The following is a 22,156-nucleotide window of genomic DNA, read 5'->3' as shown; positions in this document are numbered from 1 at the left end:
CGCGCTGGGCGCGGGTGACGCACGTCGGCACGGCGTACGGCCGCGGGGGCGTCGCACCGGCCCCTTCCGGCCACACCCGCCCCGCCGGTGCTGCAGACGGGCACGGGCCGCCCGACCCGGGAGAATGGATGCCGTGGACACGCCGACCTTCGTCATCCCGCTGTGGGCGGATCTGACAGCCGTCGCCCTGGGCGGGGTGCAGGGGGCGCTGTTCGCGTCGGGTTTCCAGGGGCAGCGGCGCCTGGACCTGCTCGGAGTGGCAATCATTGGCATCCTGCTGGGGATGGGCGGCGGTCTCATCCGCGACCTCCTGCTCGGCCTCACCCCGGCGACGTTGCAGAGCAACTGGTACCTCATCACCGCGACGCTCGCCTCGATCGTGGGGATGCTGCTTTCGGGGATCTTCCAGCGCCTGAACCGTGCCATCGTCATGCTCGACGCCGTCGTGATCGGCCTGTTCGGTGCCTTCGGCACGTCGAAGGCGCTTGCGCTGGGCATGCCGGCGGTGCCCGCGGTCTTCGTCGGCGTGGTGGCAGCGGCCGGGGGCAGCGTCCTCCGCGACGTGCTGATGGGCCTGCCCGTCGCCATCATGCACGTCGGCTCGCTCTACGCGGTGGCGGCCGGCGGCGGGTGCGCGGTGCTCGCGACCACGGCGGCGTTCGGTGTGCCGCTGCCGATCGCGGCGGTGATCGGCGTGGCCGTCACCACGGTCATCCGCGTGCTCGCGGTCATCTTCGACCTGTCCCTGCCCGAGCAGCGGAAGCTCTACCGCCGCAAGGTGGCGGTCGAGACCACCGGCATCCCGATCATCCGCACCGACGACGCGTCCTGAACGTCGCAGACGGTCCCGCCCGCGTCGCGCGGTGGGAGACCCTCAGCCGAGCGGGACGACCTCGTCGCCCTCGGCGATCGTGCCGCCGCCGTCGACGGGCAGGAGCAGGATGCCGAGCGTCGGCTCGGTCTGCGCGAACTCCGTCGTGAGTACCCGCAGCAGTCGCGCGTCGCGCACGCCGGTGTCCGGGTTGGCGGTGATGGCCGCGCAGCGCTCGATCGGCTTCTGCACCTCGAACACCACCTCGCCGATGCGGACGCGTCCGCGCCAGTCGAGCTCTGCCCAGGGGGCGGCGCCGGAGACGACGATGTTGGAACGGAACCGTCGGTCGTCCACCGGTGCAGGGACGGCGGCATCCAGGTCCTGCACCGACGCCGCGCCGTGCAGCGAGATGTAGCCCTGCGGACGGTCCTGGAAGCGCGCGGTGCGGCTGTCGCCGATCAGCTGCAGCGGCAGGATGCCGTCGCGGTCGAGGAGCTTCGCGTCGGACGAGGTGCGGAGATAGGCGGTGACGGCCTCGGCGAGCCGTCGGCGTCCGTCCTCGTCGAGATCCGCCTCGACGTCGATGTCGTCGACGCGGAGACGCAGCCGGTCCGTCGCGTCGTCGAGGGTCAGGGCGATGCGAGCGAGCGTGGGGAAGGTCATGAGCGCGAGCCCGCGGCTCTTCGGGAACGTCGCCTCGTCGGGGTGGTCGACGTCGGCGAAGGCGAACACCAGCGCACGATCGCCCTGGACGCGCCCGTCCGTCTGGACGACCAGACGCCGGCGGCGTTCGGGCGTGAAGCCCTTCACGGGGTAGCGGTAGAGGGCATCGACGCGGATCACGCTTTCATCCTCGCACCGACGCCCTCCCCCGCTTTCACCAGCGCGCGAGGACTTCGCCGTGCGGCAGCAGGATCCACCCGTCGGGGTGCGCCGCCCACTCGCGCCAGGCGCCGGAGATCCGCCGCAGGAGCGCGTCGTCGGCGAGCCCGAGCGCTCGCGCGTGATCAGCGAACGCCGAGGCGAGGACGCGATCGGCCCACATCCCGCCCCACCACGCGCGCTTGTCGGGCGTGTCGAACACCCACACGCTCGCGCTCCCATCGATCCGGGTGAACCCGGCCTCGCGCGCCCACGCTTTGAGGCGCCGACCCGCATCGGGCTCGCCCGACGAGCCGCGGTGCACGCCGTGGTAGGTCTCGATCCACTCGTCGAGAGCGGGGATTTGCGGATGCCAGATCACGCCGCCGTAATCCACGTCGCGCACCGCGACGAGCCCGTCGGGGCCGGCCACCCGGCCGAACTCGCGTAGGGCGTCGACGGGTCGCGCCAGGTGCTGAAGCGTCTGGTGCGCGTGGACGATGTCGACGGACGCGTCGGGGAGGTCGAGCGCGTACGCGTCGCCGACGCGGAACTCCACGTTCGTACGCCCCGCGACGGCCGCGCGAGCGACCTCGACGACGTCGGAAGCGGCATCCACCCCGACGACCCGCCCCGGGAAGACCCGGTCGGCGAGGTCGACGGTGATGGTGCCGGGCCCGGCTCCCACATCGAGGATGCTGGCGCCGGGGTACAGCGACGACACCAGGTACGCCGCCGAGTCGGCGACAGTGCGCGCGGCGTGGGAACGCAGCACGCTCTCGTGGTGTCCGTGGGCGTAAGACACGACGACGTCCTCAGACGGCGGCGAGGGCGCCGGAGGCCTGACGGCTGCGGATGGCGCGGTTGACGCCCGAGACGATCGCCTTCAGCGACGCCGTCGAGATGTCGCCGTCGATGCCGACACCCCAGAGGCGCTGGTCGTCGACCTGCAGCTCGACGTACGCCGCCGCCTGGGCGTCGCCGCCCGAGCTCAGCGCGTGCTCCACGTAGTCGTAGAGGGTGACGTCGAAGCCCTGCGCGCGCACGATCTCGAGGAACGCGGCCACGGGGCCGTTGCCCACGGCCGACGCGGGCTGCACGGCGTCACCGTCGCGCAGCGACACGTCGAGGTGGACGTCGCCGGACATGTCGCTCGAGGAGCGCGTCGACAGCAGCTCGAACCGGCCCCAGCGCTGGTCGTCGTCCTGCGACGGCAGGTACTCGTCGGTGAAGATGTCCCAGATCTGACCGCTGGAGACCTCGCCGCCCTCGGCGTCCGTGCGCGCCTGCACGACGCCGGAGAACTCGATCTGCAGCTTGCGGGGCAGGTCGATCGCGTGGTCGGCCTTCAGCAGGTAGGCGACCCCGCCCTTGCCCGACTGGGAGTTGACGCGGATGACGGCCTCGTACGAGCGGCCCAGGTCCTTCGGGTCGATGGGCAGGTACGGGACGGCCCACTCGATCTCGTCGATGCTCTTGCCCTCGGCGGTCGCGCGGGCCTCCATCGCCTCGAAGCCCTTCTTGATCGCGTCCTGGTGGGACCCGCTGAAGGCGGTGAAGACGAGGTCGCCGGCCCACGGGCTGCGCTCGGGCACGGGCAGCTGGTTGCAGTACTCGACCGTGCGCTTGACCTGGTCGATGTCGCTGAAGTCGATCTGCGGGTCGATGCCCTGCGTCAGCAGGTTGATGCCCAGAGCGACCAGGTCGACGTTGCCCGTCCGCTCGCCGTTGCCGAAGAGGCATCCCTCGATCCGGTCGGCGCCCGCCAGGTAGCCGAGCTCGGCGGCCGCGACGGCCGTCCCCCGGTCGTTGTGCGGGTGCAGCGACAGGATGACGTTCTCGCGGTGGTTCAGGTGGCGCGACATCCACTCGATCGAGTCGGCGTAGACGTTGGGCGTGGCCATCTCGACCGTGGCGGGCAGGTTCAGGATGACCTTGCGCTCCGGCGTCGGCTGGAACACCTCGAGCACCTCGTTGCAGATGCGCAGCGCGAACTCGAGCTCTGTGCCGGTGTAGCTCTCGGGCGAGTACTCGTAGTACACCTCGGTCTGCGGGATCGTCGCCTCGTACTTCTTGCACAGGCGCGCGCCCTCGAGGGCGATGTCGACGATGCCGTCCTGGTCGGTGCGGAACACGACCTCCCGCTGCAGCACGCTCGTGGAGTTGTACAGGTGCACGATCGCCTGCTTGGCGCCCGCGATGGCTTCGTACGTGCGGGCGATGAGGTGCTCCCGCGCCTGGGTCAGCACCTGGATCGTGACGTCGTCGGGGATCAGGTCGTCGTCGATCAGCTGACGGACGAAGTCGAAGTCGGTCTGGCTGGCGCTCGGGAAGCCGACCTCGATCTCCTTGTAGCCCATCTTCACGAGCAGGTCGAACATGACGCGCTTGCGCTCGGGGCTCATCGGGTCGATCAGCGCCTGGTTGCCGTCACGCAGGTCGACGGCGCACCAGCGGGGCGCGGTCTCGATGCGCTTCGACGGCCAGGTGCGGTCCGGCAGGTCGACGCGGATCTGCTCGTGGAACGGACGGTACTTGTGGACCGGAGCGGACGTGGGCTTCTGGGTGTTCTTCATGATGTGTCGCTTCTGTGATTTCGTTCGGTGGGGCCGACGACGATCTCCGCGACGAGGAAGGCCCTAGAACGAGGACTCGTCGCGGCAGCTAAGAAGAAGCAGGCCACCGAAGCGCATCCTGCGATCGTAGCAGCACCTCGCGCGGGCTTCCCGCCGCGTCACGGCAGCAGGGCGACCTTGCCGCCCGGGTGTCCGGTCATGACGAACCGCACCGCCTCGACCGCGTCGGCGAGCGGATACGTGCGCGCGACGGGGACCTCGAGGGCTCCGGATGCCGCCAGCTCGAGCACCCGCGCGCGGGCGATGTCGCGGAAGCGGGTGCTCTCCGGCCGCGACCCGGCGATCCACAGGAACCCGTCCTTCTCGGCGCGGGCGGGGTCGACGATCGTCACGATGCGGTCGCGGTCCGCCACCAGCTCCAGCGAGACGTCGATCGCCTCGTCGGTGCCCGCGGCGTCCCACGCGGCCGCGATGGGCGCCCCCGCGGCCGCCTCCGCGACGCGGTCGCGCAGCCCGTCGCCGTACGCCACCGGGATGCCGCCGTACCGGCGGACGCGGTCGGCCGACTCCGCGGCATCCGGTCCCACCGTGCCGATCACCGTGACGCCGAGCGCCCGCGCCTGCTGCAGGAGGCTCACGCCCACCGCGCCGGAGGCGGCGTGGAGCAGGACGGTGTCGCCCTCGGCGACACGGGTCACCTGGATCATCTCGGCCGCTGTCGTGCCGGCCAGCAGCAGGTTCGCCGCCTCGGGGTGCGAGAGGGTCGACGGCTTCGCGAACACGTCGCGGGCCGGGACCGTGAGCGCGGTGGCGTAGGCGCCCTGCACGCGGAAGGCTACGACCTCGTCGCCCTCCGCCAGCTCACCGGAACCGCCGACGGCGTCCGGGCCGACGGCGACGATCTCGCCGGACAGCTCGTAGCCGATCGGCACGGGGAAGGTCGCGCCGGGGCGGGCCCGGGCGACGTGCTTGGCGTCGGCGGGGTTGATCCCCGCCGCGTGCACGCAGATCGTGACCTCGCCGGGCCCCGGCGGGGCGACCTCGACCTCGTCGAAACGCCAGCCGTCGATCGGCCCGGGCTGCGGCGCCGTCCACCTCATCGCCATGGCATCCACCTCTCGTCGTCGTGTCGGAGCGCGTCGGGCGCGTCAGAAGCCGAGTCGCCCCAGCTGCTTCGGGTCGCGCTGCCACTCCTTGGCGACGCGCACATGCAGCGAAAGGTACACCCGGCCGCCGACGAGCGGTTCGATGCCTTTGCGTGCGCGTGCGCCGACGTCGGCGAGACGCGAGCCCTTGCGGCCGATGATGATCGCCTTCTGGCTGTCGCGCTCGACGACGATGTTGGCGTAGACGTCGGTGAGGTCGCTGTCCTCGCGGGGGGCGACGTCGTCGACGGTGACCGCGATCGAGTGGGGCAGCTCGTCGCGCACGCCCTCCAGCGCCGCCTCGCGGATGATCTCGGCGATGCGGTCCTCGAGGGTCTCGTCGGTGACCACGTCGTCCGGGTAGAGCGCGGGACCCGTGGGCATGAGGGCCAGCAGCTCGTCGCTGAGGACGTCCAGCTGGTCGCGGGTGACCGCCGACAGCGGGATGACCGCGTCCCAGTCCTCACGAAGCGCGTCCACCTCGATGAGACGCTCGGTGATCTGCTCCCGGTTCGCGGCGTCGGTCTTCGTCACCAGCGCGACCTTCTTGGCCCGGGGGTAGCCCGACAGCGACTCGGCGATGCGCCGGTCCCCCGGACCCACCTTCTCGTTCGCGGGGGCGCAGAACGCGATGACGTCCACGTCGCCGAGCACCTGCTCGACGAGGTCGTTGAGGCGCTGACCCAGCAGGGTGCGGGGACGATGGATGCCAGGAGTGTCGACGACCACCAGCTGTCCGCCGGGGCGGTTGACGATGCCGCGGATGGCGCGGCGCGTCGTCTGCGGCTTCTCGCTCGTGATCGCGACCTTCTCGCCCACGAGGGCGTTGGTCAGCGTCGACTTGCCGACGTTGGGCCGCCCCACGAAGGTGACGAATCCGGAACGGGTGGTGTCGGTCATCTCTCGGTCCTCTCGCGGACGTTCTCGTCGTCGGTGTCGTGGTCGTCCGTGTCGGCGCGCTCGACGAAGACGGTGGCGATGCCGCGGTTGCGGCCGCGCGAGGCCCCGCCGGTCATGACGAGCCCGGAGTGCTCCGCCGTCGCCCCGGGTTGGGGGATGCGGCCGAGCGCCTTGCCGAGCAGGCCGCCGATGGAGTCGACGTCCTCGTCGTCGAGCTCCAGGCCGAACAGGTCGCCGACCTCGTCGAGACCCAGGCGGGCGCTGACGCGGTAGCGGCCCTCCTCCAGCTCGACGACCTCGGTCGAGGGCAGGTCGTACTCGTCGGCGATCTCGCCCACGAGCTCCTCGATGAGGTCCTCCAGGGTGACCAGACCGGCGACGCCGCCGTACTCGTCGACGGCGAGGCAGACGTGCACGGCGTCGCGCCGCATCTGCTGGAGCAGCGTCTCGGCCTTCATCGACTCGGGCACGAACACGGCGGGTCGCGCGATGCGGCGGATCGGCGCGTCGCGCCAGCCGGCCTCGTCGCGGAACCCGAACTGGACCAGGTCCTTCAGGTAGAGCATGCCGACCACGTCGTCCGCCTCGTCGTCGACGAGCGGCACGCGGGAGACGCCCTTGTCGAGGAACAGCGCGAGGGCGGCGCGCGAGGTGGCGGTGGCATCCACGGTCACCATGTCGGTGCGGGGCACCATCACCTCGCGGACGTAGCGGTCCGTGAAGTCGAAGACCGAGTGGATGAGCTCGCGGTCGTCCTCTTCGATGAGCTCGTTCTCGGCGGCCTCGTCGATGATGCTGAGCAGCTGCTCCTCGGAGGCGAACGACGTCGAGTGCGACACCCCGGGCGTGATGCGGCTGCCGACCGCGACCAGGCCGTGCGCCAGCGGTCCGAGCAGCAGGCGCATGCCGCGGATGACGGGGGCGCCGCCGCGGAGGAGCCCGCGGGCGTGCTGGCGGCCGACGGTACGCGGCGAGGCCCCGACCGCGACGAAGGAGATGCCGCTCATGAGGACGGCCGCAGCCAGCAGGGCCAGCCAGATGTTCTCGAACAGCAGCATGAACGCGGCGGTGACGAGCACCGCCGCGGTGGTCTCGGCGAGGACGCGGATGAACACGACCGCGGTGACGTGCGCGCTCGGGTCGGCGGCGATGCGCTGGAGCGCACGGGCGTTGCGCCCGCTCGCCCCCAGCTCCGCCAGATCGGCGCGGGACGTCACGCCCAGCGCCGCCTCCGACGCCGCCATGAACCCGCCGAAGGCGACGAGGAGGAGGGCGGCGACGAGGAGGAGGGTCGCGGTCATGCGCGCCGGCGGCGCTCGACGGCCTGGAACCCGGTGATCAGCTCCCGCTGCAGGCCGAACATCTCGCGCTCCTCCTCGGGCTCGGCGTGGTCGAAGCCGAGGAGGTGGAGCAGGCCGTGCGTGGTCAGCAGGATCAGCTCGTCCTGCGTGGAGTGCTTGGCCGCGACCGCCTGGGTCTCCGCGACGGCGGGGCAGAGGACGATGTCGCCGAGGAGGCCGGCCGGGGTCGGCGCGTCCTCGGAGCCCGGGCGCAGCTCGTCCATGGGGAAGCTGAGGACGTCGGTCGGACCCGGCTCGTCCATCCACTGCACGTGGAGGGACTCCATGGCGCCCTCGTCGACGAGCACGATGGCGACGTCGGCGTCGGGACTCACGTGGAGCTCGGCGAGGTTGTGCTCCATGAGACGGAGCAGGACCTGCTCGTCGATCTCGTGGCCGGATTCGTTGTTGATGTCGATCGTCATGAACGGTTTCGTCTCGGGAGGTGATCGCGGGGACCCGCGGCCCGGGGGCCGCGTCGCTCCGCACGGGTGGCGAGTTCGCTGGCCTCGTCGCGCTCGCGCCGCGCGGCCAGCTTCTTCTCGTCGTACTCGCTGTACGCGTCCACGATCCGCCCGACGAGGGTGTGCCGCACGACGTCGTCGCTGGTGAGGTACGAGAAGTGGATGTCGTCGATGTCGCCCAGCACGCGGGTGACCAGGCGGAGGCCGGAGGCCCCCTGGGGGAGGTCGATCTGCGTGATGTCGCCGGTGACGACCATGCGCGTGCCGAAGCCCAGGCGCGTGAGGAACATCTTCATCTGCTCGGGCGTGGTGTTCTGCGCCTCGTCGAGCACGACGAACGAGTCGTTGAGCGTGCGCCCGCGCATGTACGCCAGCGGGGCGACCTCGATCGTGCCCGTCGCCATGAGCTTGGGGACGATGTCGGGGTCCATCATCTCGTTGAGCGCGTCGTACAGCGGCCGCAGGTACGGGTCGATCTTGTCGGTGAGGGTGCCGGGCAGGAAGCCGAGCCGCTCCCCCGCCTCGACCGCCGGACGCGTCAGGATGATGCGGCTGACCTCTTTGCGCTGCAGCGCCTGCACGGCCTTCGCCATGGCGAGGTAGGTCTTGCCGGTACCGGCCGGGCCGATGCCGAACACGATCGTGCTCTCCTCGATGGCATCCACGTACGCTTTCTGCCCGAGCGTCTTGGGGCGGATGACCTTGCCGCGCGACGACAGGATCGCCTCGCCGAGCACCTCGGAGGGACGCGGTCCGCCGTCGTTGCGCAGGATGCGGCTGGAGCTCGACACGTCGGACGGGTCCAGGCCCTGGCCGTTGCGCGTCATCGTCATCAGCTCGTCGACGAGGGACTTCGCCGCGGCGACCGCGTCCGCCTCTCCGGAGAGCGTGATCTCGTTGCCGCGCACGTGCACGTCGACACCGGGGTGCTCCTTCTCGACGACGCGCAGGAGTCGGTCCTGCGGTCCGAGGAGTTGCACCATCGCGACGCCGTCGGCGTAGATGCGCTCGACGACGGGTCCTTCGGAGGAGTCAGCCACCCAGGCTCTTTTCGTTCAGGCCGCCCGCGAGGACGTGGGCGTGCACGTGGAAGACCGTCTGACCGGCACCGGCGCCGGTGTTGAAGACGAGTCGGAAGTCGCCGTCCGCGTGTTCGGCGGCGACGGAGTTGGCCAGACCGATGATCTCGGTCAGCAGGTCGGGGTCGCCCGCGGCGAGCTCCACGACGTTGCGGTACTGCTCGGTCTTGGGGATGACCAGCAGGTGCACGGGCGCCTGCGGGGCGATGTCACGGATGGCGAAGGCGTTCTCGGTCTCGGCGACGATCTCGGCCGGGATCTCGCCGCGCAGGATTCTCGTGAAGATCGACGGCTCGGTCATGGCATCCAGTCTATCGACGGGGTCCGACGCCCAGGGCGGGACGGGCGCGGGCGCCTCCGAGGGGAACCATCACCACCGGCCGGACGCGGCGGAGAGCACTGAGATCGCCGCCGCTCCCGCGGTGGAGGTCCGCAGCACGGTGTCGCCGAGACGGACGAGACGGGCGCCGGCATCGGCCAGCGCGGCGAGCTCCTCCGGGGCGATCCCGCCCTCGGGGCCGACGACGAGCACGACGTCGCGTCCGTCGGAGGGCTCCGCGGCGACGGCGGACAGGCGATCGGATGCCAACGGCTCGAGCACCAGGACCTGGGACGTGCCCGCCCGCGCGACGAGGTCGGCCGTACGGGCGACGCCCTCAACCGGGGGGATCCAGGCGCGGTGGGCCTGCTTCGCCGCCTCGCGGACGATCGTCCGCCAGCGGGCGAGGCCCTTCTCGGCCTTGGCGTCCCACCGGGACACGCTGCGCGCGGCCTGCCACGGCACGATGGCGTCCACGCCCAGCTCGGTCGCGGCCTGCACGGCGAGCTCGTCGCGGTCGCCCTTGGCCAGCGCCTGCACGAGCACGATGCGCGGCGCTGAGGCCGGCACCTCGGTGCGGCCGGTCACACGCACGTCGACCTGCTTCGGCGTGGCCGCCGTGACGACTCCCTCGAGCCACACGCCGCGGCCGTCGCCGAGGGTCACCGCCTCGTCGACGCGGACGCGCCGGACCGCGGCGGCGTGGTGCGCCTCCGCGCCCGTGAGGGCGATGTCGTCGCCCGGTCGCGCCGCGGCGGCGTCGTCGGTGACGAAGTGCAGCGCCATGCTCAGTGCCGGAAGCGGTCGCGGAACTTCGAGAACATGCCCTGCTGGTGCTCGGCCAGGCGCGGCTTCGGGGCCTTGGTGCGCTTGGCGAACTCCTCGATGAGGGCGCGCTCCTTGTGATCGAGACGCGTGGGCGTCACCACGTGCACGCCGACCTTGAGGTCGCCGCGCTGGGAGCCGCGCAGCGGGGTGATGCCGCGTCCCTTGATGGTCAGGACGTCGCCGGACTGCACGCCGGCGCGCACCTCTAGGTCGACGGAGCCGTCCAGCGACTCGATCGACGTGGTCGTGCCGAGGATCGCGTCGGGCATCGAGACCTCGAGCGTGGCGACGAGGTCGTCGCCCTCGCGGCTGAAGGCGTCGTGGGCGGCCACGGTGATCTCGATGTAGAGGTCGCCGTTCGGGCCGCCGGCGGGGCCGACCTCGCCGGAGCCCGGGAGCTGAAGGCGCAGGCCTGACTCGACACCGGCGGGGATGTCGACCGACACCGTGCGGCGGGCGCGGACCCGGCCCTGCCCCTGGCACGTGCCGCAGGGGTAGGGGATCGTCGTGCCGTGACCGTGGCACACGGTGCAGGGCTGGCTGGTGACGACGTTGCCGAGCAGGCTCCGCACGGTGCGCTGCACGTGGCCGCTGCCATGGCAGATGTCGCAGGTGACCTCGCTGGTGCCGGGCTGGGTGCACGAGCCCTGGCAGGTCTCGCACAGCACGGCCGTGTCGACCTCGAGGTCGCGATGGACGCCGAACACGACGTCGCCGAGGTCGAGGGTGACGCGCACGAGCGCGTCCTGGCCGCGCTCCCGGCGGGACCGGGGACGCGCGCCGCGCCCGCCGCCGCCCTGGGCGCCGCCGAAGAACGTCTCGAAGATGTCGCTGAAGCCGCCGAACCCGGCCGCTCCCCCACCGCCGAACGGGCTTTGATCGCCGCCCATGTCGTAGCGGCGGCGCTGGTCGGGGTCGCTCAGCACGTCGTAGGCATGGGTGACGAGCTTGAAGCGCTCGGACGCGTCCTCGCCGGGGTTCACGTCGGGGTGCAGCTCGCGTGCCAGACGGCGGTACGCGCGCTTGATGTCGTCGGGGCTGGCGTCGCGCGCGACGCCGAGGACCTCGTAATGGTCAGCCACAGTCGCCTTCCTGTCCGCGGGTGCGGGTGTCGTCGTCGGTCGGGATGCTCGTCAGCGCGCGCTGTCGTCGTCTTCGAGCAACCGGGTGAGATAGTGCGCGACGGCGCGGACCGCCGCGAGGTTGGAGGAGTAGTCCATCCGGGTCGGGCCGAGCAGGCCCACCCGGGCGCCGCCCGCGGCGCCGTCGTAGCGGCTCGCGAGGACGGAGGCCTCGACGAGGCCGAAGGGCTCGTTCTCGCGGCCGATGCTGGCCGAGAGGCCCTGGTCGTCCGCGACCATCTCGCTCATGAGGCGCAGCAGCGTCACCTGCTCCTCGATGGCCTCCAGCAGCGGGTAGATGCTGCCGCGGAAGTCCTGCTCGCGCTTGGCGAGGGTGGCCGCACCGGCCATGACGAGCCGGTCCTGTCGGAAGCCCTCGAGCTCCTCGGCGACGACCCGGAGCACGGCGTCGACGATCTGGTCGAGCGGCATGCCCGCCCGGGTCGGCTCGGCGAGGTGTGCGGCGACCCGCTGCACGGCCGTTCCGACACTGTGCCCGACGAGCAGGGCGCCGATGCGGGAGCGCAGCTGGATGACGTCGTTCTCGTCGGGCTCGTGCCCCACGAGCGCGATGCGCTGCGAGACCCGGCCGGTGTCGGTGACGATGATGACGAGCACCCGCGGTCCGCCCAGGGCGACGAGCTCGACGTGGCTGACGTTGGCCCGGGCGAACGACGGGTACTGCACGATCGCGACCTGGCCGGTCAACTGGGTGAGCGCCCGGACCGTGCGCGCGAGCAGGTCGTCGAGGTCGCCGGCGCCGTCGAGGAACGAGGTGATGGCGCTGCGCTGCGCGCCCGAGAGCGGGCGGAGCTCGGCGAGGTGGTCGACGAACACCCGGTAGCCCTTGTCCGTCGGCACGCGTCCCGACGAGGTGTGCGGGGCGGCGATGAGCTCCTCGTCCTCGAGCAGGGCCATGTCGTTGCGGATGGTGGCCGCCGAGACGCCGAACGCGTGCCGTTCGACGATCGCCTTGCTGCCGACCGGCTCGCGCGTGTCGACGTAGTCCTGCACGATCGCACGGAGCACCTGCAGGCCGCGTTCAGATACCACGCTCCGCTCCTTCCTGCTGGCACTCCGCTGACGGGAGTGCCAATTCTAATCGATGCCCCCGCCCCGGCGCCTCGGACGCGCGCAGACGCGGCGACGTGTCCCATTCCGCGCGCCTGGCGTGGGAGCGCGACCGGCTCAGACCGTCAGCGCGCGGACGACGGCATCGGCCAGCAGGCGACCGCGCCGGGTGAGCACGATCCGCCCCCGCACGGCGTCGCCGCCCTCGATGAGCCCGTCCGCGATGAGGGCGGCGACGGCGCGGCGGCCCTCCCCCTGCACCTCCGAGACGGCGAGACCCTCGCGGATGCGGCTGCGCAGCAGCACCGACTCCAGGCGCCGGGCCTCCTCGTCGGGCCGCTCGCGCGCGGCGGCCGGTGACTCCCCCGCCGCGAGCCGCTGGGCGTAGGCGGCGGGGTGCTTGACGTTCCACCAGCGCAGACCGCCGACGTGGCTGTGCGCGCCGGGACCGAAGCCCCACCAGTCCGTCCCGCGCCAGTAGGCGAGGTTGTGGCGTGAGCGGTGATCGACCCCGCGCGACCAGTTCGAGACCTCGTACCAGTCGTATCCGGCCGCGGCGAGGAGGTCGTCGGCCAGCTCGTACATGTCGGCCTGGAGGTCGTCGTCCGGCATCGGCACGAGCCCCGAGCGGATCTGGCGGGCCAGTTTGGTGCCGTCCTCGATGATGAGGGCGTACGCGGAGATGTGGTCGGGCTGCAGCGCCACCGCCGTCTCCAGCGAGGCGCGCCAGTCCTCCAGCGACTCCCCCGGTGCGCCGTAGATGAGGTCGAGCGACACGTCGAGCCCGGCGCCGCGCGCGGCGGCCACCGCGGTCGCGACGTTGGCGGGGTCGTGGGTGCGGTCGAGCACCGCCAGGACGTGCGGACGGGCGGACTGCATCCCGATCGACACGCGCGTCACCCCGGCGGCGGCCAGCGTGGCGGCCACCGCGTCGTCCAGCGTGTCCGGGTTCGCCTCCACGGTGACCTCGGCCCCCTCGACGACCCCGAACTCCGCCCGCACCGCGTCCAGCATGCGCGCGAGGTCGCCCGGGGGCAGGAGCGTGGGCGTGCCGCCCCCGAAGAAGACGGTGGATGCCATGCGTCTCGGGCCCGCGGCATCCATCACCCGTCCCGCGAGGCGAACCTCGTGCGCGAGCGTGTCGGCGAACTCGTTCTGACGGGCGCCGCGGAGCTCTCCGGAGGTGTAGGTGTTGAAGTCGCAGTAGCCGCAGCGGACGCGGCAGAACGGCACGTGCAGGTAGACGCCGAAGTCCGTCGAGGGATCGGCCGTGACGTCGGCCGGCAGCAGGCCGTCGGCCGGGGCCGGGTCGCCGAGCGGGAGGGGTCCGCCCATCAGGACGCGTACAGCGGCGAGATCGCCCGCAGGTAGCGCGTGAACAGCGCGCGGCGGCGTCGGCGTACCCGGCTCTTGAACAGGCGGTAGGTGGGGGCCGTGGGGCGGTCGAACGCGCGGACGATGAACCAGACCTCGTCGTTGTCGCGCCACTCCAGGACGAACAGCTCCTCGCCGCTGACGAGCGAGTGCCCGACCGTGCCGAGGATGTACCCGACGCGGCGGGGCTCCTCGATCACCGAGATGACCCTCAGCTCGGCGTCGGCCCGGTGGCCGTCGACCCGGCCGTGCAGGCGGACGCCCGCGCCGGCGCTCACGAACGGCGTGCCGTCCGCGTCGAAGCGCTGGTCGGCGTCGAGGCGGCTGGGAGCGACGGGTGCGCCCTCGGCGTCGAACGCGACGCCGGTGTAGCCGGGGCCGCCCGCCGGGCGCACGTCGCTGATGCGGAGGTCGCCGCCGCGGAGCGGACCCCAGGCCAGCAGCTGCTCGCTCGCGGCGGTGAAGCGCTCCTCGCCGCTGCCGATCCGCCAGGCGTCCTCGGCGGGGAGGGACTTCTCGGGCGGGTACTGCATGAGGTCGTGCGCCTGAGTGGCGCCGACCGCCGCGTAGTCGACGGTGTCGTCGGTGAAGCTCTGCCGGCGCATGGTTCCAGGGTACGTGTCGGGGCTGGGGGGAGGGTGGAGGGGCGGAGCCGGGGCTACTTCTTGCCGTCGACGTCGCCGGAGAGCGCGGCGATGAACGCCTCCTGGGGCACCTCGACGCGGCCGACCATCTTCATGCGCTTCTTGCCCTCCTTCTGCTTCTCGAGGAGCTTGCGCTTGCGGGTGATGTCACCGCCGTAGCACTTGGCGAGGACGTCCTTGCGGATGGCACGGATGTTCTCGCGCGCGATGATCCGCGCGCCGATGGCGGCCTGGATCGGCACCTCGAACTGCTGGCGCGGGATGAGCTTGCGCAGCCGCTCGGTCATCATCGTGCCGTAGCTGTACGCCTTCTCGCGGTGGACGATGGAGCTGAAGGCATCCACCTTCTCGCCCTGCAGGAGGATGTCGACCTTGACGAGGTCCGCGGTCTGCGAGCCGGCGGGCTCGTAGTCGAGGCTCGCGTAGCCCTGGGTGCGGCTCTTGAGGTGGTCGAAGAAGTCGAACACGATCTCGCCGAGGGGCATGTGATAGCGCAGCTCGACGCGGTCCTCGCTGAGGTACTCCATGCCGAGGAGGGTGCCGCGACGGGTCTGGCAGAGCTCCATCACGGTTCCGACGTAGTCCTTCGGAAGCAGGATGCCGACCTTGACGATCGGCTCCGACACCGAGGCGACGCGCCCGTCGGGGTACTCGCTGGGGTTCGTGACCGACACGGTCTCGCCGGTGTCGGTGGTGACCTCGTACGTCACCGACGGCGCGGTGGTGATGAGGTCGAGGCCGAACTCGCGGGAGAGGCGCTCGGTGATGATCTCGAGGTGGAGGAGGCCCAGGAAGCCGCAGCGGAAGCCGAAGCCGAGGGCGACGGAGGTCTCCGGCTCGTACTGCAGCGACGCGTCCGACAGCTTGAGCTTGTCGAGCGCCTCGCGGAGCTCCGCGTAGTCGCTGCCGTCGATCGGGTAGATACCCGAGAAGACCATGGGCTTCGGGTCCGTGTAGCCGGCCAGGGCCTCGGTGGCGGGCTTGCGGTGCGTCGTGATGGTGTCGCCGACCTTGGACTGGCGGACGTCCTTCACGCCGGTGATGAGGTAGCCGACCTCGCCGACGCCGAGCCCCTTGGTGGGCACCGGCTCGGGGCTGGACACGCCGATCTCGAGGGCCTCGTGCGTCGCGCCGGTCGACATCATCTGAATGCGCTCGCGCGGTTGCAGCGAGCCGTCGATCATGCGGACGTAGGTGACGACACCGCGGTAGGCGTCGTAAACGGAGTCGAAGATCATCGCGCGCGCCGGGGCGTCGGCCTGGCCGACCGGGGCGGGGATCTTCTCGACGATGAGGTCCAGCAGCTCCTCGACGCCCATTCCCGTCTTGCCGCTGACGCGCAGCACGTCCGCGGGGTCGCCGCCGATGAGGCCGGCGAGCTCTGCCGCGTACTTCTCGGGGTCGGCCGCGGGCAGGTCGATCTTGTTGAGGACCGGGATGATCGTCAGATCGTTCTCGAGCGCGAGGTAGAGGTTGGCGAGCGTCTGCGCCTCGATGCCCTGCGCGGCGTCGACGAGGAGGATCGCACCCTCGCACGCGGCGAGCGAGCGGCTGACCTCGTACGTGAAGTCGACGTGCCCGGGGGTGTCGATCATGTTCAGCGCGAAGGTGCCGTCGCTCGTGGCCCACGGCATCCGGACGGCCTGCGACTTGATGGTGATGCCGCGCTCGCGCTCGATGTCCATGCGGTCGAGGTACTGCGCCCGCATGTCGCGGTCGCTGACGACGCCGGTGATCTGCAGCATGCGATCGGCCAGCGTCGACTTGCCGTGGTCGATGTGGGCGATGATGCAGAAGTTGCGGATCTGCTCCGGCGGGGTGGCAGACGGCTCGAGGGGCTTCAGGGCGCGCGGTGACATGTTCCGTCGATTCTACGGTGGCGCGGCGACGTCGCCGTCCGCGGGCGTCGGGGCCGGCGGCATCCCGGCTCCTGTTTCGTCGCGCACGTCCGGCTCCCCGGTCGAGATCGCACGTCCCGCGCGAGCACCCACGGTCCGAGGGCGCACGAGCGTGTGCTCTCGGCCCGATCGTGCAATCTCGGCGTCTGCCGGGCGGGCTCTTACAGTGGATGCCATGGGTGGGGTCCAGGTCGTGTTCGTGCACGGCATCCGGACGTCGGCCACCATGTGGCGCGCGCAGGTCGCGCACCTCGCGCAGCGCGGCACGGCCGCCACGGCGGTCGACCTGCCCGGGCACGGCACGCGACGCGACGAGACCTTCACGCTCGAGGAGGCGTTCGCCACGATCGATCGGGCGGTCCGGGATGCCGCGGCCCGCGGCCCCGTCCTGCTCGTCGGGCACTCGATGGGCGGACTGCTCTGCATCGAGTACCTGGGGCGGGAGGACCGACCGCCGGTGGCCGCCTTCGTCGCCGCCTCGTGCACGTCGATCCCGCGCGGGGTCGGGCTGGCCGCGTACCGCTTCTTCGCGCGGCGGTTCGACAGCCTGCCGGATCGGGGGCTCGCGCTGACCAACCGGGTGCTCGATCGCACGCTGCCGCCCGAGACGCGCGAGGACTTCGGCGCGGGCGGTTACGCGTTCGACGCGCAGGACACGGCGCTGCGGAGCCTGTCCGTGCTGGACCTGCTCGCAGCGCTCGCGCGCATCGACGTGCCGCTGTGGTTCGTCAACGGCCAGTGGGACCAGCTGCGCGTCAACGAGCGCCTGTTCCTCCGTGTGGCCCGCGACGCCGAGCTGATCGTCGTGCCGCGGACGACCCACCTCGTGACCGCCATGCGGCCGCGCGTCTTCAACGCGCTGCTGGACGTGGCGCTCACCACGGTCGAGGCCTCGACCTGTTAGACTCGACTCTTGGCTTGCGTGTGGGGTTTTTCCCGACCTCCACGACCGCCGGTGCGGCGTCCCTCTACCGCTCGCCCGGCACTTCCAACACTCACTCAAACGAAAGACCGTCGACGTGGCGAACATCAAGTCGCAGATCAAGCGCAACAAGACCAACGAGAAGGCGCGCGAGCGCAACAAGGCCGTCAAGAGCGAGCTCAAGACCCACGTGCGCCGCACCCGTGAGGCCGTCCTGGCCGGTGACAAGGAGGCCGCCGAGAAGGCCCTCGCCACCGCGACCAAGAAGCTCGACAAGGCCGTGAGCAAGGGTGTCATCCACACCAACCAGGCCGCGAACCGCAAGTCGGCCATCGCGAAGTCGGTCGCCGCTCTCTGAGCCGCAGATCTCCGGAAGGCCCGTCCCGCATCGCGCGGGGCGGGCCTTCCGCCTTTTGCCGGGCGTTCGCGCGTGCGTGCGGCGGCTGAGCCTCACGCGCCGGGCTTCGGGGCGCCGTTTGTGCAGGGGGGGGTCGAGGATCACCCCGGTGCACTTCATGTGCCCCGGTCGGGAGGGGCGACGATCGGGAGGGTCGGGTCAGCCGGCGAAGGGCGCGCGCGTGGCGATGACCGTGATCATGCGCTCGAGCGCGAACACGGAGTCGCGTGACGCGCCCTTGACCTCGGCGTCGGCGCGCGCGGTGGCGTGGATGGCCATGCCGAGCGTCGCCTGGGTCCAGCCGACGAGGTCGCGGCGGGCGCGGTCCACCTGCCAGTCCTTCATCCCGAGGCGCGCGGCCAGCGCCGAGGACGACTCGCGGGTGCCGGCGACACGGGCCATCGTCCGGAGCTTCATGGCGACGGCGGCGACGAGCGGGACGGGGTCGGCTCCGGATGCCAAGGCGTGACGGAGCGCCAGCAGAGCCTCCCCGTAGCGGCCGGCGATGGCCGTGTCCGCCACCGTGAACGCCGAGATCTCGACGCGGCCGCCGTAGTAGCGCTCGACGACCTGTTCGGTCACGTCGCCGGGGACGTCGTTGATGAGCTGCTGGCACGCGGCCGCGAGCTCGGTGAGGTCGTCTGCGAAGGCGGAGACGAGGGCGCGGAGCGCGACCGGGGCGATGCGCTTCTTGGCGGCCTGGAACTCGCCCGCGGCGAAGTCGAACCGGTCGGAGTCGCGCTTGATCGCGGGGCACGCGATCTCGACGCCGCTGCCCTGGCCGGCGCGGATCGCGTCGAGCAGCTTCTTGCCGCGGACGCTGGCGCCGGTGTGACGGAGGACGACGGTCGCTCCCTCCTGCGGCTGCGACAGGTACGAGACGGCCTCGGCGAGGAACGTGTCGGAGCACTTCTCGACGCCGGCGACCCGCACGAGGCGCGGTTCGCCGAAGAGGGACGGCGACGTGACCGCGAGCAGGGTGCCGGCGGCGTAGTCGTCGGCGCGGACGTCGGTGACCTCGAGGCTGGGGTCCTCGCTCTTGAGGAAGTCGCGGACGCCCGCGATGGCCCGCTCCGCGCAGACCTCCTCGGGGCCGGACACGAGGACGATCGGCGCGGGCTGCGGGTTGCGCCACGGAAGCTGCGGGATGGCCGACTTCGTCTTCGCGGGGGCGGAGCGTCGAGGGGCCGGAGTCACTCCCCCAGCCTACCGACGCCCTCCGACACCGTCCTCGTCCGGCGGAGGGAGGACTCGTGCTCGCCGCGGGCGTGGCGGCGTCGTTCCGACGCGACCGGGGCGTGGGGTGCTCTCCGACGCGGCTCGGGCGGGGTGTCGCCGGGAGCGCGGTCGCGCCACAGGACGAGGCGGTCCTGCTCGTCGAGCCAGGCCGCGAGGTGGCCGTCGACGTCGGTCCGGCCGGTCGTCGTCCCCAGGGACGCGAGGGTCGACAGGAGCGTGGCCGTGGGATGGCCGTAGGTGTTGTCCGCGCCGACGCCGATGAAGGCGACCTCGGGGGCGAGTCGGCGGTACAGATCGGGGTCCTGATCGGCGCTGCCGTGGTGGGACACCTTGACGATGCGGACATGCGGGACGTCCACGCGGCGGCCGAGCGCGGCCTGCGGCCGCTTCCCGAGGTCGCCGAGGAGCACCATGCGCGGAAAGCCCGGTCCGGTGACCTCGACGACGACGCTGGCGTCGTTCCCGGGCTCTTGGGCTTCGACCGGCCAGAGGACGGTCCAGCGGGTGTCGCCGACGACGCCCGCGTCGCCGATCGCGGCCCGGTGCATCGCCGCTCCCCCGTCCGCAAGACGTCGTAGCAGGCTCTCGTCCCTTCCGTCGGCGGGCGGACCGTGCAGGACGCGGTCGACCCGCCCCACCACAGCGGCGCTTCCGCCCACGTGGTCGAGGTCGAAATGGGTCAGGACGAGCAGGTCGAGGCGGTCCACGCCGAAACGACCGAGGCAGCTCGTGAGGAGCTCCGCGTCCGGCCCGGTGTCGACGAGCGCGACGGCGTTCCCGCTCCGCCAGAGGGTCGCGTCGCCCTGCCCGACGTCGCACATGGCGGCGCTCCACGCGGTCGGCAGCGTCAGCGGTCCCGCCACCGTCCGGACCGCGGTATGCCCGGCCGAGACGCCGACCGTGAGGGCGACGACGAGCGCGGCGACCGGGCGCCATCGCCGCACCCGCCGCCCGGGACGGAGCAGCAGCAGAGCGGTCGCTGCGCCCACACCCGCGAGGGCGACGGCCCCGGGAACCCCCTCCAGCCATGGCAGCTCCTGCTCCGCGGCTCCGGCACCCGTGTGGGCGACGGCCGCGATCCAGGCGGCGGGGACCCACGCGACGGCCACGAGGCCGTCGCGCAGCCACGGGAACGGTGCGATGCACGCCAACGCGCCGGCGATGGTGGCGGGCGCCGCGGCGACGTCGGCGAGGAGGTTCGCGCCGATGCCGAGCAGCGGCACGTGCGGGTCGATGAGGATGATGAGCGGCCCGCACGCCAGCTGTGCGGAGGTCGGCACCGCCAGGGCGAGCGCCAGGGATCGTGGCATCCATCTCTCCAGGCCCGCCGCGAGGGGGCGCGCCAGCGTCAGAAGGGCGCCGGTGGCCGCGGCGGACAGGGCGAAGCCGAGGGACAGGGACGTCCACGGGTCGACGATCAGGACGATCGTCACCGCCGCCGACAGCACCGCGACGCCGACCGCCGGTCGCCCGAGGGCCACGGCGATCATCGCGACGACGGCCATCGTCGCCGCGCGGACGACGCTCGGCTCCGGGGTCACGAGGATGACGAAGGCGGCGAGGGCCGTCGCCGCCCCGACCACCCGGACGCCTCTCGGCGCCCCGCAGAGGGCGAGGAGCGCGAACACTGCGCCCACCACGATGGCACAGTTCGCGCCGGAGACGGCGGTGAGGTGCGACAGCGACGTGGCGGTCATGGCCCGCTCCGTGGCCGGGTCGAGGCCGGAGGTGTCGCCGACCGCGAGCCCCGGGACGAGACCTGCTCCCGGTTCCGGGAGCCCCCGGGCGGATGCCACGAGTCCGTCGCGCAGGTCCTCGAACCAGCCCCACAGGCCCGTCGGGGCCGTCGCGCGCGAAACGTCGGCGACGCGGAGCACGAGGACGGCGCGTTCGGGACCGTCGGGGACGAACGCCGTCCCCGCGACGACGAGGGGACTGCCCGGTCCGACGTCCGCGAGCGCCGGTCGCTGAGCCGCCGGGACGCCGATGCGGGCCGGAAAGCGGCCGCGGGCATGCTCCCGTCCGGCCGCGATGTCCGTGGCGACGGCGTCGAACCAGACGTCGCCGCTGTCGGCGACGGCGAGCCTCCCGACGGCCGTGGCCTCGACGACGAGGTGCCGACCGCCGTCGACCTGCAGGGCCGCGACCGTCGCGCGGAGCGGCGCGACCGTCGTGACGGTGCCCGCCGCGGCCGCCCCGCACGCGGCGGCGACGACGACCACGCCCAGCACGGCCCGCCGCCCGCGGAGGAAGACCGCCCCCGCGATCAGGGAGACGGCCGCCAGACCACCGCAGACCGCCGCCGCAGCGGGGACGGAGACCGCGACGGCGGCGGCTGCCCACGTTGTCAGGGCGACGACCACCGGGCGCAGACTGCGCCGGACCAGCGCGGCGCGGACGCTCACACCCGCACCTTGTCGCGCAGCCCCGCGAGCATCTTCTCGCCGATGCCCGGGACCGAGAGCAGGTCGTCGACGCTCCTGAAACGGCCGTTCTCCTCCCGCCAGGAGATGATCCGCTCTGCGATGGCGGGCCCGATCCGCGGAAGGGTGTCGAGCTGATCGGCGGTCGCCGTGTTGAGGTCGATGGTCCCGGTGGCCGCAGCCCCTCCGCCGGCCGCTGCCGCCGCGCCGTCGGGAGCGCCGCCGCCGGGGTGTGCTTCCGCCGCGGCGCCGAGGACGGGCACCACGATCTGCTCGCCGTCGGACACCGCACGCGCCAGGTTGACCCCGGCCCGGTCGGCGTCGTCGGCGAACCCGCCCGCCGCCGCGACGGCATCCATCACCCGACTCCCCGCGGGCAGTCGGTAGAGTCCGGCCGCGCCGACCGCACCCGTGACGTGGACGTAGAGCCCGACCGTCGGGGCGTGGGCGGCGGAGCCCGAGGGCGACGGGACGGACGTGACGACCTCGGCCCCCGTGGCGCCCCTCACCATGCCGATGACGACGACGACCGCGAAGGCCGCGAGCACGAGCACGATGACGGCGCCGACGCCCAGGCGTCTCCGGGCGGCAGGGGGCTCGGCAGCGTCCTCGGAAGTCGTCACGCGAGCGAGAGTAGGCAGCGGCGCTCCCCCCGCGAGGTCCGGTGACCCTCGAATGGGGACGCGTTCGACGATCCGCGGGGTGGGGAGACGAGATCGCTCGCACCCCGGAACGTACGAC

21 protein-coding genes are annotated in these 22,156 nt (G+C 72.2%); 3 read left to right on the top strand and 18 right to left on the bottom strand.

The annotated features are described in order from the left end of the window. Window positions 1-133 precede the first annotated feature (133 nt). Entirely contained in the window at window positions 134-832 is a 699-nt protein-coding gene (locus tag MRBLMI1_RS03470) for a trimeric intracellular cation channel family protein (RefSeq protein ID WP_367726744.1), read from the top strand. Window positions 833-874: 42 nt separating this feature from the next. Here the strand turns inward: MRBLMI1_RS03470 and MRBLMI1_RS03465 are convergent, their stop codons facing one another. The 15 genes from MRBLMI1_RS03465 to lepA all read right to left on the bottom strand — a co-directional run bounded on the left by MRBLMI1_RS03465 (window position 875) and on the right by lepA (window position 16,395). Then, entirely contained in the window at window positions 875-1,657 is a 783-nt protein-coding gene (locus tag MRBLMI1_RS03465) for an MOSC domain-containing protein (RefSeq protein ID WP_367726743.1), read from the bottom strand. A 34-nt stretch (window positions 1,658-1,691) separates the two neighbouring features. Beyond that, window positions 1,692-2,480 (bottom strand): methyltransferase domain-containing protein, encoded by a 789-nt coding sequence (locus MRBLMI1_RS03460; RefSeq protein WP_367726742.1) that lies wholly within the window; start codon window positions 2,478-2,480, stop codon window positions 1,692-1,694. Between the two features lie 10 nt (window positions 2,481-2,490). Continuing rightward, window positions 2,491-4,251, bottom strand: coding sequence for a 2-isopropylmalate synthase (gene leuA, locus MRBLMI1_RS03455; RefSeq protein WP_367726741.1), 1,761 nt, complete (start codon window positions 4,249-4,251; stop codon window positions 2,491-2,493). A 158-nt stretch (window positions 4,252-4,409) separates the two neighbouring features. Beyond that, window positions 4,410-5,357 carry a quinone oxidoreductase family protein gene (locus MRBLMI1_RS03450; RefSeq protein WP_367726740.1) on the bottom strand — a complete coding sequence of 316 codons (948 nt, stop codon included), beginning with the start codon at window positions 5,355-5,357 and terminating at the stop codon, window positions 4,410-4,412. A gap of 42 nt (window positions 5,358-5,399) precedes the next feature. Further along, window positions 5,400-6,296, bottom strand: a complete 897-nt coding sequence (era, locus tag MRBLMI1_RS03445; protein WP_367726739.1) for a GTPase Era — start codon at window positions 6,294-6,296, stop codon at window positions 5,400-5,402. Beyond that, window positions 6,293-7,597, bottom strand: a complete 1,305-nt coding sequence (locus tag MRBLMI1_RS03440) for a hemolysin family protein (protein ID WP_367726738.1) — start codon at window positions 7,595-7,597, stop codon at window positions 6,293-6,295. Before MRBLMI1_RS03440 ends, era begins: the two co-directional genes overlap by 4 nt. Next, complete coding sequence (gene ybeY, locus MRBLMI1_RS03435) at window positions 7,594-8,061, bottom strand: rRNA maturation RNase YbeY (protein ID WP_367726737.1); 468 nt, start codon at window positions 8,059-8,061, stop codon at window positions 7,594-7,596. The genes MRBLMI1_RS03440 and ybeY overlap by 4 nt, the downstream gene beginning before the upstream one ends. Continuing rightward, window positions 8,058-9,083: a PhoH family protein gene (locus tag MRBLMI1_RS03430; RefSeq protein ID WP_367727587.1), complete on the bottom strand. Its 1,026-nt coding sequence runs from the start codon at window positions 9,081-9,083 to the stop codon at window positions 8,058-8,060. Before MRBLMI1_RS03430 ends, ybeY begins: the two co-directional genes overlap by 4 nt. A gap of 49 nt (window positions 9,084-9,132) precedes the next feature. After that, window positions 9,133-9,480, bottom strand: coding sequence for an HIT domain-containing protein (locus MRBLMI1_RS03425; protein WP_367726736.1), 348 nt, complete (start codon window positions 9,478-9,480; stop codon window positions 9,133-9,135). Between the two features lie 69 nt (window positions 9,481-9,549). Beyond that, window positions 9,550-10,284 carry a 16S rRNA (uracil(1498)-N(3))-methyltransferase gene (locus MRBLMI1_RS03420; protein WP_367726735.1) on the bottom strand — a complete coding sequence of 245 codons (735 nt, stop codon included), beginning with the start codon at window positions 10,282-10,284 and terminating at the stop codon, window positions 9,550-9,552. A 2-nt stretch (window positions 10,285-10,286) separates the two neighbouring features. Continuing rightward, entirely contained in the window at window positions 10,287-11,408 is a 1,122-nt protein-coding gene (dnaJ, locus tag MRBLMI1_RS03415) for a molecular chaperone DnaJ (protein ID WP_367726734.1), read from the bottom strand. A gap of 51 nt (window positions 11,409-11,459) precedes the next feature. After that, complete coding sequence (gene hrcA / locus MRBLMI1_RS03410; protein ID WP_367726733.1) at window positions 11,460-12,500, bottom strand: heat-inducible transcriptional repressor HrcA; 1,041 nt, start codon at window positions 12,498-12,500, stop codon at window positions 11,460-11,462. 135 nt (window positions 12,501-12,635) lie between these two features. Then, window positions 12,636-13,853, bottom strand: coding sequence for a radical SAM family heme chaperone HemW (gene hemW / locus MRBLMI1_RS03405; RefSeq protein ID WP_367726732.1), 1,218 nt, complete (start codon window positions 13,851-13,853; stop codon window positions 12,636-12,638). Further along, window positions 13,853-14,497 carry a DUF1990 family protein gene (locus MRBLMI1_RS03400; protein ID WP_367726731.1) on the bottom strand — a complete coding sequence of 215 codons (645 nt, stop codon included), beginning with the start codon at window positions 14,495-14,497 and terminating at the stop codon, window positions 13,853-13,855. The genes hemW and MRBLMI1_RS03400 overlap by 1 nt, the downstream gene beginning before the upstream one ends. Before the next feature lie 53 nt (window positions 14,498-14,550). Continuing rightward, a complete protein-coding gene (gene lepA / locus MRBLMI1_RS03395; protein ID WP_367726730.1) occupies window positions 14,551-16,395 on the bottom strand; it encodes a translation elongation factor 4 in 1,845 nt (614 codons plus the stop codon). A gap of 214 nt (window positions 16,396-16,609) precedes the next feature. Here lepA and MRBLMI1_RS03390 point away from each other — a divergent pair, with 214 nt between their 5' ends. After that, the gene (locus MRBLMI1_RS03390) at window positions 16,610-17,338 is read left to right on the top strand and encodes an alpha/beta fold hydrolase (RefSeq protein ID WP_367726729.1); all 729 of its coding nucleotides are present in this window, start codon (window positions 16,610-16,612) and stop codon (window positions 17,336-17,338) included. Window positions 17,339-17,453: 115 nt separating this feature from the next. After that, window positions 17,454-17,714: a 30S ribosomal protein S20 gene (rpsT, locus tag MRBLMI1_RS03385; protein WP_367726728.1), complete on the top strand. Its 261-nt coding sequence runs from the start codon at window positions 17,454-17,456 to the stop codon at window positions 17,712-17,714. Between the two features lie 198 nt (window positions 17,715-17,912). Here the strand turns inward: rpsT and holA are convergent, their stop codons facing one another. The 3 genes from holA to MRBLMI1_RS03370 are packed head-to-tail and all read right to left on the bottom strand — an operon-like array spanning window position 17,913 to window position 22,038. Then, window positions 17,913-18,950 carry a DNA polymerase III subunit delta gene (gene holA / locus MRBLMI1_RS03380; protein ID WP_367726727.1) on the bottom strand — a complete coding sequence of 346 codons (1,038 nt, stop codon included), beginning with the start codon at window positions 18,948-18,950 and terminating at the stop codon, window positions 17,913-17,915. Next, the gene (locus MRBLMI1_RS03375; RefSeq protein WP_367726726.1) at window positions 18,947-21,397 is read right to left on the bottom strand and encodes a ComEC/Rec2 family competence protein; all 2,451 of its coding nucleotides are present in this window, start codon (window positions 21,395-21,397) and stop codon (window positions 18,947-18,949) included. Before MRBLMI1_RS03375 ends, holA begins: the two co-directional genes overlap by 4 nt. Continuing rightward, on the bottom strand, window positions 21,394-22,038 hold the full coding sequence (locus tag MRBLMI1_RS03370; RefSeq protein WP_367726725.1) for a ComEA family DNA-binding protein: 645 nt from the start codon (window positions 22,036-22,038) through the stop codon (window positions 21,394-21,396). The genes MRBLMI1_RS03375 and MRBLMI1_RS03370 overlap by 4 nt, the downstream gene beginning before the upstream one ends. Window positions 22,039-22,156: the final 118 nt, after the last annotated feature.

It is taken from the genome of Microbacterium sp. LMI1-1-1.1 (assembly GCF_040815675.1).
Taxonomy (GTDB): Bacteria; Actinomycetota; Actinomycetes; order Actinomycetales; family Microbacteriaceae; genus Microbacterium.
The sequence above is the reverse complement of the archived record's forward strand: the minus strand, read 5'-3'. Positions and strand labels throughout refer to the sequence as shown.

What these genes read in the sequence shown, in the direction of transcription:
- era (WP_367726739.1), bottom strand. Translation starts at nt 6,296, where the DNA reads ATGACCGACACCACCCGTTCCGGATTCGTCACCTTCGTGGGGCGGCCC.
- ybeY (WP_367726737.1), bottom strand. Translation starts at nt 8,061, where the DNA reads ATGACGATCGACATCAACAACGAATCCGGCCACGAGATCGACGAGCAG.
- MRBLMI1_RS03450 (WP_367726740.1), bottom strand. Translation starts at nt 5,357, where the DNA reads ATGGCGATGAGGTGGACGGCGCCGCAGCCCGGGCCGATCGACGGCTGG.
- hemW (WP_367726732.1), bottom strand. Translation starts at nt 13,853, where the DNA reads ATGGGCGGACCCCTCCCGCTCGGCGACCCGGCCCCGGCCGACGGCCTG.
- MRBLMI1_RS03430 (WP_367727587.1), bottom strand. Translation starts at nt 9,083, where the DNA reads ATGGTGCAACTCCTCGGACCGCAGGACCGACTCCTGCGCGTCGTCGAG.
- lepA (WP_367726730.1), bottom strand. Translation starts at nt 16,395, where the DNA reads ATGTCACCGCGCGCCCTGAAGCCCCTCGAGCCGTCTGCCACCCCGCCG.
- leuA (WP_367726741.1), bottom strand. Translation starts at nt 4,251, where the DNA reads ATGAAGAACACCCAGAAGCCCACGTCCGCTCCGGTCCACAAGTACCGT.
- MRBLMI1_RS03440 (WP_367726738.1), bottom strand. Translation starts at nt 7,597, where the DNA reads ATGACCGCGACCCTCCTCCTCGTCGCCGCCCTCCTCCTCGTCGCCTTC.
- MRBLMI1_RS03420 (WP_367726735.1), bottom strand. Translation starts at nt 10,284, where the DNA reads ATGGCGCTGCACTTCGTCACCGACGACGCCGCCGCGGCGCGACCGGGC.
- MRBLMI1_RS03425 (WP_367726736.1), bottom strand. Translation starts at nt 9,480, where the DNA reads ATGACCGAGCCGTCGATCTTCACGAGAATCCTGCGCGGCGAGATCCCG.
- MRBLMI1_RS03400 (WP_367726731.1), bottom strand. Translation starts at nt 14,497, where the DNA reads ATGCGCCGGCAGAGCTTCACCGACGACACCGTCGACTACGCGGCGGTC.
- MRBLMI1_RS03390 (WP_367726729.1), top strand. Translation starts at nt 16,610, where the DNA reads ATGGGTGGGGTCCAGGTCGTGTTCGTGCACGGCATCCGGACGTCGGCC.